Annotated in this window: 8 protein-coding genes; 5 read left to right on the forward strand and 3 right to left on the reverse strand. The window is 42.4% G+C overall.

The window, feature by feature from the left end:
• Window positions 1-157: 157 nt before the first annotated feature.
• Entirely contained in the window at window positions 158-1,072 is a 915-nt protein-coding gene (locus IEY42_RS17380; protein ID WP_188926569.1) for a LysR family transcriptional regulator, read from the reverse strand.
• A gap of 147 nt (window positions 1,073-1,219) precedes the next feature.
• Between IEY42_RS17380 and fdhD the strand changes: the two genes are divergently transcribed.
• Complete coding sequence (gene fdhD / locus IEY42_RS17385; protein WP_188926570.1) at window positions 1,220-2,029, forward strand: formate dehydrogenase accessory sulfurtransferase FdhD; 810 nt, start codon at window positions 1,220-1,222, stop codon at window positions 2,027-2,029.
• Window positions 2,022-4,382: an FdhF/YdeP family oxidoreductase gene (locus IEY42_RS17390; protein ID WP_188926571.1), complete on the forward strand. Its 2,361-nt coding sequence runs from the start codon at window positions 2,022-2,024 to the stop codon at window positions 4,380-4,382. Before fdhD ends, IEY42_RS17390 begins: the two co-directional genes overlap by 8 nt.
• A gap of 155 nt (window positions 4,383-4,537) precedes the next feature.
• Here IEY42_RS17390 and IEY42_RS17395 read toward each other — a convergent pair whose 3' ends face one another.
• Entirely contained in the window at window positions 4,538-5,083 is a 546-nt protein-coding gene (locus IEY42_RS17395) for a carboxymuconolactone decarboxylase family protein (RefSeq protein ID WP_188926572.1), read from the reverse strand.
• A 395-nt stretch (window positions 5,084-5,478) separates the two neighbouring features.
• On the opposite strand from IEY42_RS17395, the gene IEY42_RS17400 reads away from it, so the two are divergent.
• Window positions 5,479-6,573: a PepSY-associated TM helix domain-containing protein gene (locus IEY42_RS17400; RefSeq protein WP_188926573.1), complete on the forward strand. Its 1,095-nt coding sequence runs from the start codon at window positions 5,479-5,481 to the stop codon at window positions 6,571-6,573.
• Window positions 6,574-6,646: 73 nt separating this feature from the next.
• Here IEY42_RS17400 and IEY42_RS17405 read toward each other — a convergent pair whose 3' ends face one another.
• A complete protein-coding gene (locus IEY42_RS17405; RefSeq protein ID WP_188926574.1) occupies window positions 6,647-7,816 on the reverse strand; it encodes a lipid-transfer protein in 1,170 nt (389 codons plus the stop codon).
• Window positions 7,817-8,164: 348 nt separating this feature from the next.
• On the opposite strand from IEY42_RS17405, the gene IEY42_RS17410 reads away from it, so the two are divergent.
• Window positions 8,165-9,364 (forward strand): ammonium transporter, encoded by a 1,200-nt coding sequence (locus tag IEY42_RS17410; protein ID WP_188926575.1) that lies wholly within the window; start codon window positions 8,165-8,167, stop codon window positions 9,362-9,364.
• A 360-nt stretch (window positions 9,365-9,724) separates the two neighbouring features.
• Window positions 9,725-13,315 (forward strand): FG-GAP repeat domain-containing protein, encoded by a 3,591-nt coding sequence (locus IEY42_RS17415; protein WP_188926576.1) that lies wholly within the window; start codon window positions 9,725-9,727, stop codon window positions 13,313-13,315.
• Window positions 13,316-13,421 lie beyond the last annotated feature (106 nt).

Here is a 13,421-nt window from a genome sequence, read left to right on the forward strand (position 1 = left end):
AATCCTAGGGCGTGTTTATCTTTGTTTATTTTTTATATTGAGAGCTAAAATGGCTTTAGGCAAGGCGAATAATTGTGGACATAGTTGCTCGACGTCGAGATTATCCAACGCAATAAACGGCCTAAATAGATAATCAACTGAGCAAACCGCAAATAGGCTATAGCGTCGAGTTAACCTCAATCAAACGGATAAACGCTTTCATCGCCACCGACACACTGTATTTACGGGCCATAAATACCGTATTGCCAGACTCCACATCTAATAATGTTTGAGCATGAAGGTTATGTAATTGCTTAGCCGACTGAGCTACTCCACCACTCACAATCGCATACCCTAGCCCCTGTTTTACCGCACTGACAAGATGAAACAACGAATCGGTTTCTAATACCACATTAAAGCCGCCTCCAGCGGCTTCTATCCCATTATCAATGTATTGCCTAAATTGCATGTTTTGACTTAATAATATCAAGGGCACAGATTTAAGCTGAGTTAATGGTAACGCTTGTTGTGACATGGCATGTTGTGGTGCGGTTAGATCAAGAGGTACAGGCTTAAGCGACAAAACCGCCAAAGGATGACTAGGTTGGGGGTAAAACTGAAGTTGTCTACGGCTTGATTCGCTGATGCTCTCATCAAACCCTAAGCCAATATCCATTTGATGCAAAGTGAGTTGTTCTAGCAGCTTTTCGTTAGTGGTGACGTGTAATTTAATCGATATATGCGGATATAACTGAGTAAAGTGTTTAATGATTGGCATAATATCAACACTGGATTGCGGCACAATGCCAATATTAAGCGACCCCTTTAATGGTCCTGTAAAAGCACTGATCTCCTGCTTTAATGCTGCTTCATCTAACAACATCTTTTCTGCATACTGTTGTACAACACTGCCCGCTTCAGTTAACGCCACAAATTGACTACCACGGACCACCAGCTCTGTGCCAAAGCGTTTTTCGAGCGCATTAATACTGGCTGATAACGTTGGCTGGGTAATATGACAAGCCTTAGCCGCTTTAGCAAAATGCTTATGTTTAGCCAACTCATGAAAATAATGTAATTGCCGCAGATTCATCTAACCACGCAACCTCTAATATAAAATCAAGCTATCAATTTAACCTTATTAATAGATAAAAACTATCAATCTATAAAATAGTTTGATTGGAATTGTATTTTAGCCCTCCATAAAATGTGACCCACTTCAAATTTTAAGGCTAAAAGTATGAATGCGTCATATAAATGGTCACCGTCAATTGAACACTTGGTAGAAGAAGCCGCCGCGGCAATTAATCTCAATGGTATTAATTATGCCGTAATGATGATCACCCCTGACAACATTGAAGACTTTGCCATTGGCTTTTTGTTTTCCGAGGCCATTATTCAACATGACCATGATGTTCACGACATTCAAGTCAGTAAATCCGAACATGGATTTAATATCGATGTCACTATCGCAAATCGCTGTTTATACGCATTAAACAACAAGAAGCGTCGATTAGTTGGGGCCACTGGATGCGGTATTTGTGGGGTTGAGGCTATCACCCATGCACTGCCAGAATTAACCATATTACCTGCCACTCGCCCAATTGAATTATTGGATGTCGACGCCCTCAAACTGCAAATTGAAGAGCATCAACTCAAAGCTCAACAAAGCGGTGCCATTCATGCGGCTTTAGCCTTAAATGCCCAGGGCAACATTATTGCTTGCCGAGAAGACATCGGCCGTCACAATGCCTTAGATAAATTAATCGGTATGTTAGTTAGACAGTCAAGCTCACTGCCTGAGTGCAACACATTATTAATGACCAGTCGCTGCAGCAGTGAGTTGATTCATAAAGCGGTGCAACTGGGCGTAAATAACTTAATTAGTTTAGCGTCACCCAGCCAGTTGGCGGTAAAACTGGCGTTAAAGTACAACCTCAATATTATTCATATCCCCAAGTATTCAGTACCCATTTATTACTCTAATTTTCAAACCAACGTCAATTTAAGCAGTCTGCCTGTTAGTCCATTCGGAGCCATTAATGTCTAACCATATCGAAAAACCTAGCAAAGCCGGTGGTTTTCCCTCAATACAAGCCACATTAAGCCATGTATTACGTAGCCAACGCACCAAGCAAAATCTTAAAAATTTATTACGCGTTAATCAAACCGATGGGTTTGACTGCCCAGGTTGTGCATGGGGTGACAACAAACACGGCGCATTTCAATTTTGTGAAAATGGCGCCAAGGCCGTTGCGTGGGAATCTACGGGCAAAGGGGTTGGCAGTGAGTTTTTTGCTCAGCATTCGGTACGCCAATTAGCTAAGCAAACCGATTACTGGCTAGAGTATCAAGGCCGCTTAACCGAGCCGATGCGTTACAACGCCGCAACTGATCATTATGAGCCAGTGAGCTGGACCGATGCTTTTAGCATTATTGCCGACAAGCTCAACAGCTTGTCTAGCCCTAACCGAGTAGAGTTTTATACCTCTGGCCGCGCCAGTAATGAAGCCTCATACCTTTATCAATTATTTGGCCGTTTATATGGCACGAATAATTTTCCAGACTGTTCCAATATGTGTCACGAAGCCAGTGGCGTCGCACTAACAAAAGCCATCGGTATTGGCAAAGGCACTGTGGTATTAAATGACTTTGATGCCGCTGAAGCCATTTTTGTCTTTGGCCAAAATCCAGGGACAAATCACCCACGGATGATGAATGCGTTACGTAAAGCCGCTAAACATGGTTGTAAAATTGTCACCTTTAATAATCTTAAAGAAGTCGCCTTAGAAAAATTTGCCAGCCCACAGAGCCCAATCGAACTATTAACCCCTGCATCCACCACCATTAGCCATCAATATTTAACCCCTAAACTTGGCGGCGATATGGCCGCGGTGCGCGGTATGGCAAAGTACATTATTGAACAGCGCCAAGACAAAATTGATCATGGGTTTATTGAGCAACACAGCGCCTTTTTTAATGAGTATCAACAGAGTGTTAAGCGCACCAGTTGGCAGCAAATTGAACAACAATCAGGACTCACTAGAGCCGATATTATTAAAGCGGCAATCTTATTTAGCGGCAGCAAATCCGTGATCAGTTGTTGGGCAATGGGATTAACCCAGCACAAGCACTCTGTCGACATCATTCGCGAAGTGATTAATCTGCATTTGTTGTGCGGCCAAATAGGTAAACCGGGTGCCGGCTTGTGTCCAGTTCGAGGCCACAGTAATGTGCAAGGTAATCGCACCATGGGGATTAACGAAAAACCATCGAATGAATTTATTGCTCACTTTGATAACTTTTTTGATACTCGCCTACCACGCCAGGCTGGTCACAACGTAGTAGAAGCGCTTAAAGCGCTACAAACAAAAGACAGTAAAGTGCTTATCTGCCTTGGGGGTAACCTTGCTGCAGCCGCACCCGATACCGACTTTACCTATCAAGCCATTCGCAATGCAGAGCTTAACGTGCAAATCAGCACCAAGCTTAATCGCAGCCATTTACAAGTGACACAAGATGCACTTATTTTGCCTTGCCTAGGCAGAACAGAATTAGATGTTCAGCGCAGCGGGGTTCAAAAAATTACCGTTGAAGACACCTTTAGTATGGTACACGCCTCCACGGGCATGACCGAGCCAGTGTCAGAGCTGTGCTTGTCTGAAATAGACATCGTCGCCCAAATGGCCAATGCCACATTTCATCATCGAGATTATCATCACTTTGCAGGTGTTCAACAGGCAGAGACTCAAAGCGCGGCCACAAAAATCGATTGGTTAGCATTACGTGATGACTACGGGCTGATCCGCCAATTAATTCAAAACACCATAAATGGCTTTGAATACTACAATCAACGTATTGAACAACCTGCTGGGTTCTACCTTGGCAACAGCGCTGCCAGATTTGTATGGAACACTCAAACCAAACGCGCAGAGTTTAATCCGAGCAACTTGCCAGATTCAGTGATTGCCGACTGTTCAAGCGATGCCCAATTACATGGATCACAAAGCACACCACAGCCGATATTATTGCTGCAAAGCTTACGTTCACATGACCAGTACAACACCACAATTTACGGCATGGATGACAGATATCGAGGCATTAAAGGCAAACGAAATGTATTGTTTATTAACCCACAAGATGCACAAAACCTCAACCTGGTTGAAGCGCAGTTAGTCGATTTACAATCTATTGCCAATGACAATGTCGTGCGTAAAGTGTCTGGGTTTAGCGTGGTACTTTACGATATTCCGCAAGGTAATATTGCCGCCTATTACCCCGAGACTAATCCTTTGGTATCAATCAATAGTGTCGGTGTTGACTCTTATACCCCTACCTCTAAATCTATCCCGGTGGTCATCACACCCTCCACCAAACCGGTGATTAATGTGGCACAAGTGTAAGTTGTAGCCAGGTAATTGGTTATCGATACAACCTTGTGCAGCTTGCGCTGAGTTGTATCGATGCTCGAATAAAAAATACCAATGCCATTTGCGATAACGCTGACATTGGTATTTGTTTTATCTATTCACAATAACCGATGATTTGTCGGTAACTGTTACTTCCACGCAAACGGTTTAAATGCGTCATCTGTTGGAGTATGAGCAACATGATTGGTGTAGTTACTGATCACTTTTTGTGACAAGCCTAAAATGATTTCTAACACTTGTTGCTGGCCGTAACCTGCTGCATAAAAGGCTTCAAGTTCAGCCTGCGAAATATTACCGCGGCTACGCACAATGCTTAATGTAGCATCATGTAGCGCTTGTAATTTAGCGGTAGGCATAGCAGTTTTGTTACGCAATGCTTCCGTGATCGCTGGGTCAACATTCATTGAATTTGCAATCGCGGTATGCGCAGGAACACAATAAGTACATTCATGCTCAACGTTAATGGTTTGCCACACAACAGTTAACTCTTCCGCGTCAAATGACGAGTCTAAAAAGAATTGATGTAACTGTTGGTAAGCTTTTAATGTGCTTGGTGATTCAGCTAATACGGCAAACAAATTAGGTACCATGCCCATTTGTTTTTTAGCACCTTCAAGGATTGCTTTACTTTCTTGTGGGGCGCTTTCTGCAGTATGGATAGTAAATGAAGTCATAATATTCTCTCGTGTCGATTCATAAATCGTAGTGCTGCGTTTCGAATTGAGTTCACTATAAAACAATTTGAGCAACCGCTCAAGTTTGTTTTTGAACGACTACTAAAAATACATTTGAAATATGAATTAAATGAAAGGTTTAGTGTAAAAAATTAGTATGTTAGAGAAACGCTGCGTTAAAAAATATATTTTCACTTATGCCCATAAACCTCAATATGTCACTTAAGTTCTGTTGTCGTTTAAGCTATTTTGCTGTTATCCAGCGATCTTTACACTTCTTTAATTGAACATTTAATTGAGATTAATTATCATTACCGCCACTTTTTTATTTACCACAATCACAGTATAAAAACGCAATAGAATCAGCTTTTTGTAATGTAATTTGAGCACACAACATGAATATGGTTTCGGCATTAAAATGGTTTCATAACTGGGTAGGCTTTGTTATTAGCATCACCATGTTAATAGTACTGACTACAGGGGTTTATTTAGGCAGCGTTGATTTATTAAAACGCACAGAAAGTTTAGGACAAACCTTTACCCCACTAACCCTAGAGCAAAAAGCCGAGACGGTAGTAACGGTATTTGAACGCTACCCTCAAATGAGCACGGTACGCTTTCCAACAAAACATACACCTTATATCCAGGCCAGTACACGCGGTAAAGCTATCGCATTAGATAACGACCTCAATGAGCTTGCTAGCAGCGCTTCATTTGACCTGCCTTTTTATGAAACTGCCTTTTGGTTGCATCGTAATTTTTTAATCGACAACGGCGGTAAATACATCAATGCATGGGCCTCTTTGGCCGGCGGTATTGTCACCTTGATTGGAATTTATTTATGGTGGCGAGTACGTAATGGCTTTCGCTTAAAGCAAACATTGCCAAAAAATACCCGTTCAAGCAGCTTGCTTAAAAGCCACATTCAATTAGGACTGTTTATCTCAATACCATTGTTTATTTTATGTGTGAGCGGATTTTTAATTACTTACAATAAATTATGGACTGGGGCGTTAAATCAAAAGCCGGCCGTCCAGTCATTTCCGGTAAGCCAGGGCAATAATTGGTTAAGCCAACTCAACAGTGCCCAACAAGTTTGGCCAGATTCAGAGTTAGTCTCAGTGAGCAAACCACGTTCAAAACGAGGTAAAAAACCTAATTCCAAAATGCAGGCCAATGCGAATAAACCAGTGGCACAGGTATTTTCAATTCAATTTGACGACCATCCAGGCGTTTGGTTAAGAGAAGCCGATCGCATTAGCATCAACCATACAACGGGCGTTATTGAATCGGCATTAAAACACAGTGATAGACCTTTATCGGGCAAGATTGCCAGCTTTGTACGTCCACTTCATGATGGGCTGAATATGCCGGCCAGCTATGTAGCGTTGATTACATTAGTCTCATTGATTGGCACAGGTATTTTATCGTTTAGTCTGGTGACTTTTTGTCGCCGTAAATTTGGCAACAAAGCGAAAAAAGCCACATAGCGATAACGTTAACCGCCAATGCTGTGCGATATGTTTCGCGCAGTATTGGCGGTTTTACGGCGCATGTACATACCTAGAGCCCGTATAAGGTCACAACCACTGCACCGCCTAAGCCAACATTATGTTGCAGTGCCAGCCTCGCGTTATCAACTTGTCGTTTGCCTGCTTGCCCACGCAAATGCCAGGTTAGTTCGGTACATTGCGCAAGTCCCGTTGCCCCGATGGGATGCCCTTTTGACATCAAACCACCCGATGGCCCAATCACATATCGTCCGCCATAAGTATTGTCTCCATCGGCAATAAATTGTGCAGCACCACCTTCAGGACACAGCCCTAATGCCTCATAAGTAATCACCTCATTTGGGGTAAAGCAATCATGCAGTTCAATCACATCGATATCGCGAGGGCCAAGACCGGCATCGCAATACACTTGCTCAACCGCTTGTTGAGTCATGGCTCTACCAACTGCATCAATAGGGTCTTGCCACGAGAGCTCAGTGTCGGTTGCCATCGCTTGCGCAATAATGTTTACTTTAGATGTGATGCCGTGTTGGCGGGCAAATGACTCGCTGCAAACTATGGTAGCTGCAGCGCCGCATGTTGGCGGACACGCCATTAAACGCGTGAGGTAATTGTCGTATATCACCTTATCGTCGAGCACTTGCTGGTAAGTTAATGGCGTTGAAAACATTGAGTATGGATTATTAATGGCATGCCTACGTGACTTTTCGGCCACCTTAGCAAAAAGGTCGGCGCCCACTTGATATTTATCCATATAATGGCGGCCTGCTGCACCAAACGCACGTAACGCAATTGGCCCTTGTGGCGCATTGAATTGCTGTAAAACAGGATCGAGTCGCTCAAATGGGCTTTCTCTGTCTTGCCAGTGTGAGCCTAACGCGCCAGGCTGCATTTCTTCAAAACCAAACGCTAATGCACACTCTACCAGACCTGATAACACCGCCTGGCGAGCCAAAAACAACGCGGTTGAACCACTCGAGCAATTATTATTCACATTAATAATTGGAATACCGCTTTGAATCACATCGTAAAATGCATGCTGGGCGCAGGTACTATCACCATAGATGTAAGCGCCATACGCCTGGCCAATTGTCTTAGCATGTAAACCCGCATCGGCTAATGCTAACTTAATGGCCTCGGCTGCCATCACCCGATATGGCGGTTGCTGACCCGGTTTACAAAATGGGATCATGCCCACACCAGCGACTCTCACTTTATTCATATCACTCCCGTTAAGACAGCTAGTCTTTCATGCTGAGTTCAGAATACTCGATTCGCCCTTAAAGTTAAAATAATGTTAAAAGCAGCTTTCGATACGCACCACATTGGCGCATTAGCGCACCAAGACGTGACATTAAATGCAAGACCATTAGCTTGCATCCGTGTTTTTGCCGCCTAAAATGCTCACTAAACGCACCGTTATTGAGCGTTGTTACGATCATTTCAGCAACATATTCAGACATTTGCACCATCAAAGATCAATAAGAGCTCAGTATCTTTGCGATTTAGGAACAAGTTTTGCTTTATAAAAGCATGAATTTCAACAGAGAAATGTTTTGTGGAAAATGAAATGAACAATATTAGTGATGCAATTGGGGTTATTGCACAAAGTGCAGACACGGTATTTATCTTACTTGGTGCAATCATGGTATTAGCCATGCACGCTGGCTTTGCATTTTTAGAAGTCGGTACCGTCAGACACAAAAACCAGGTTAACGCCCTAGTTAAAATTCTAACGGACTTTGCTTTTTCAGCTATTGCCTACTTTGTCATTGGTTATCAAATCGCATACGGCAACCACTTTTTTGTCAGTGCTGAAACATTAGAGGCTGATAACGGCTATCAGTTAGTCAAATTCTTCTTACTCACTTTTGCCGCAGCAATCCCAGCCATTGTTTCAGGCGGCATTGCCGAGCGCGGCAGCTTTAGGCCTTTCTTATTTGCCTCAGCTATGATTGTGGCCTTTGTATACCCGTTATTTGAAGGCATTATCTGGAATGGTAATTATGGCTTTCAAAGCTGGTTAGAAAGTCAATTTGGCGCGCAATTTCATGATTTTGCCGGCTCAGTTGTGGTACATGCTATGGGCGGCTGGCTTGCATTAGTGGCCATTTATTTACTTGGCGCTCGCCGTGGTCGTAAACCCGGTATTGCGTTCGCCCCGTCTAACATTCCCTTTTTAGCATTAGGCTCATGGGTACTCATTGTGGGTTGGTTTGGCTTTAACGTGATGTCAGCACAAACACTCGATGGCATTAGCGGTTTAGTGGCAGTCAATAGCTTAATGGCCATGGTAGGCGGTACGGTTATCGCACTGATTGTCGGTAAAAATGACCCTGGGTTTATCCATAACGGACCATTAGCAGGCTTAGTTGCTGTGTGTGCAGGCTCAGATTTAATGCACCCTGTTGGCGCATTTGTTGTCGGCGGTGTCGCGGGCGGTTTATTTGTGTGGGTGTACACTAAATTACAACGCAGCAGCAAAATAGATGACGTACTGGGTGTATGGCCACTTCACGGTTTATGTGGTGTGTGGGGCGGCATTGCGGCAGGCATTTTTGGTCAACAAGCATTAGGCGGCCTTGGCGGGGTAAGCATTATGTCGCAGCTTATTGGCAGTGTGGCCGGTGTGATTGTTGCTTTAGTTGGCGGTCTTATTGTTTACGGTATCGTCAATAAAGTCGCCAGCTTACGCTTAAGCCAGGAAGACGAATTTATTGGCGCCGACTTAGCCATTCATAAAATTGGTTCGACCAACTCAGACAAGTAGTTAACACATCATAAAAAAGGCAGAATATCGATTCTGCCTTTTTTGTCGCTTAACTTATCGACCCAGCGTTAGATCGCCACCCAACCATCTTATTGATAAACACCGGCTAAAAATAAGTTTAAGCATTAAAAATCATAGCCTTAAAAATCACATTATTCATCCAGGTTCACCCAAAATAAACACGTCAACTTGTGCGGCATATCAGCTTTGCATTCAGTGCCATTGGACTTAATAAAATTACTGTTTTAAGCGTAAATTTACATTGCAAAGAATATGGCTTAACCCTAGTATACTCAACAAAAAACCAACACAAAATTTACATTTAACATGTACTTTTTCGGCATTATACAAGGATGAAAAATGTTAACGAAAGCCCGCTCTTCACTCGCCGTTGCGATTTTATTTTCCCTTACAGCTTGCGGCGGTGGCGGAGACTCCTCTGACACCTCTACTGAAACACCAGATAATCCAACGGGCACAAGCTCACAGTCTGATATTATTAAAAATGCCAATAACTATAATGCCATTGAGCTAGAAAACGCTGCGACACAATTAGTCGACGCACGCTACACTGGCAGCAAATCATTGACGACATTAACCCTCGCAAATACCCAACATGTGTTTAAAAAAGTGGTTGTTGGGGAAGGTGTTTTACTGCCTAACTTACATTTAGAAGAGCTTGATTATAATATTAATGACTCTGGTAAAGTGGATTTTACCGCACAGTGCTCTACTTCAGGCAGTATCAAATTTAAAGGTCAGTTAAGTAGCCAATTTACCGGTAACCTTGCCGTTACTTACAATAATTGTAGCGACAGCTATAGCAAAAATGTAACTGGCAATATGGCTTTTTCGATAAAAACGGCCACAGACAGCCAATACAATTTTAGTGTTAACTTTGATAATTTATCTTGGAAAGAAGGCACGCTCTCAACTTCGCTGACAGGCACTTATGGGATTAATAGCCAAGAAACACCCAATACAGACCAATACAGTAATAGCATCAAAACCAATCTGCTTTATACCTACTCTGATCAAACTCAAGCGCTTTTCAAGGTCACTGAAACTCAATCCTATCAAAATAACCAATTTAATTGGGTCATTTCAGGAGCTTATTTTCATAGCGCTTTAGGTCAATTCAACATATCGACTAATGCCTTAGGCGGAAATTTAGAACAAGGAAAGATTATATTTAAGGGCACTAATTCGTCTACATTGGAGTTTTGGAATGGTCCGGTAAAATACACTCAAGATACAGACAATAATGGCATTGATGATGTAGGCACTTACTTTGCATCTATTAATGACTTAATTAACAGTGACTTATTAACTAAACAGCTTGTTGATGTGGTTAAGATGTCATTGCCTCCTGAAGTTTATGCGCCGAGCGGTAATAATTACCAGCTATATACATCAACACCACTGACAGTGTCACCTGGGCATTATTACGATCCAGATAACAGCAATGATCAGCTCACTGTCAGTTACCGCTGGTACATTAATGGCCAGCTTGTTAGCGGGCAAACCAGTTACGTTCTGCCAGCTCATATTGCTGTTTATGGGGATGAAGTTAAAGTGGCAATGGTCGTCTTTGACGGTATTAACACTGTGGAGAGTGATTACTTTTTCTTTACTATTAACGACTCACCCGCACAATTTAATGCCGTTAACCTCCCAAGCCACATTCAATCGGGCCAAACCGTGCAATTTAGTGCATTACTCACCGACCCAGACAATATAGATCCATCTAAAATTGGCTCGTTAATTTCAGGACCGAGCGGCGCAACCATCGACAGCCAAGGTCTTGTTACCTGGCAAGTAGGCAACGACTATATGTTCCCCCTACAAAGTGTCGACTTTGTTTTTGCTCTTACTGATTCAAATGGAGATATCCTCGAATCGGCGTCGGTTTCACTCGATGTAAACGCAGACCAACCTTTACCATTAACTCGCTCAGGAATTGAAGTCCCTCGTAACGAAAAATCAATGTGGGTGGGAGATTTTGATGGTGACGGTAACAACGAGTTGGTATCGACTGATAATAATAACAGGCTGTTTATATTAACCGAACAAAATGGCAGTTACATACAAACCTGGTTTTATCCATTTAAATTAGCCACTAAAGGCAGAATACAACAAGTTCTGGTTTTTGATACTGACAAAGATAATCGTGATGATATTGTGGTGATTACAACACACGGTATCAGCGTAATTAATGATTTAAATGCGTTGTCATACGAATTATTCTCGACCGATGATACGATCTTCAGTGCAGCAATCGATGATATCGATAATGACGGGATCCCAGAAATTGCTTATTTACATACCCGAGAGTTAAGTGGTTACGATGCTGAATCTCTGCTCAGTGTTATCAGCATGTCAGCGCCTTCTGAGGCGCTATTTTCGGTTAACATTGATGCTCAACAGGTCATTTTTGCTAATGTAGATCTGCAAGCCGGTCTTGAACTTATTACCAATAGCGGTTTGGTTTATGATACTCAAACTTGGCAAAACAAATGGGCTAACAGCATGCCATTTGGAGACAGAGTTCTGACTATCGGTGACTACAACGGCGATGGCGTTAATGAGATTGCCGGCGGTAATTACTGGTCAACAGTCAGTATTTACTCTGCTGTCAATAAGTCGCAATTAGCCACAGTTGAAGTATTTAATACTTGTTCAATCAATACCATGAATTTAGATGATGACGCCGCCGACGAATTAGTGGTGGGCGAATGTCAGTCTGGAGAAGTGCATGCTTATAACTTAAATAGTAATGAGCTCTCAGAAATATGGTCTTTATATACTCCACACTCTGGCGTAAGTTCGTTAACTGTCGGCGACTCTGATAATGATGGTGAAGACGAACTTCAGTGGGGGCTTGGCACAATGGACACCGGCGAAGACCGTTTTATTGTGGCTGATATCGGTATCAATACCATCGACATTAAACAAACACTCCCAACGATTCAATTAGACTCATTTAGCAGTGCTGGGTGGTCAACCATCACTGATAATGATGAAAAAGCCGTATTCTTTGTCCCGCAAACCGGAAGTGGCTATGACGGAAGCCGAGTCCTTACCATGGCAACAGATGGCTCTTACCAATTGAGTGAACAAATATCCTCGAACTGGGACAAGAGCTTCCATACCGTAACCACTGATTATAACCACGACGGTTTTGGCGATTTATTATTACCAACGACTGATTATTACGACGGACGGATGGGTGTCATGCAGTTATTTGACTATAGCTTCCACTGGCAATCTACCACCAGCAGCCAATCTGATATTGGCGTGATAAAAGCATTTGATATTAACCAGGATGGTTTTGAAGATGCCATTTATGCCGATGGCAAGACACTTAAAATCGTTAATATTGAAGATCAAAGCTTGATTGCCCAATACAGTTTTGAAAGCAATATTACCGACTTTGCCATCAATGAAAAAACCGTTATTGTGGCCCGAGATAATATCGTAAGCCTTTTAACGCTAAACACGAGTTCATTGTCAGAGCAATCGTTTATAAATCAAAACTGCCAGTATTTAACGTTAATTAACAAAGACAGCGATGCACAACAAGAACTCATGTGTATCAACACTGACCATTATGAAAATAACAGTGATATCTATACATACGAAATAGCCAACTTAACGCTTGTTGAAAAAGACAGTAAAAGCATCAAGCGTTCAATTTATGGCATTGCTATCGATGAGACCACCAGCAGCAACCAAGGCTATTTTGTCGCCGTGCAAGTCGGGCAAGCATACTACAGCGAAGAAGATACAGATTATCATATTGAAAAACATGATGTTAACAGTAATGTTATTTGGAGAAGCCCAAGTTTAATTGGCCAACCATCTGAACAAGGGCTTAAAGCACGTTATTCAAGTAATAAAGGAGTTGAACTGATGCTGTCGACCAACAAGGCAATGTATCTTATTAATTAACCTAAGCTAGGGATAATAAACCTTAGGATAATGCAGCACCATAAGAGACTGTAACTAATTTTGTGTAACTGCTTATCAAAACGTACTCTATTGAGAGTTTAAGATA

The sequence above is a fragment of the Shewanella algicola genome (assembly GCF_014648035.1).
GTDB classification, from domain to species: domain Bacteria; phylum Pseudomonadota; class Gammaproteobacteria; order Enterobacterales; family Shewanellaceae; genus Shewanella; species Shewanella algicola.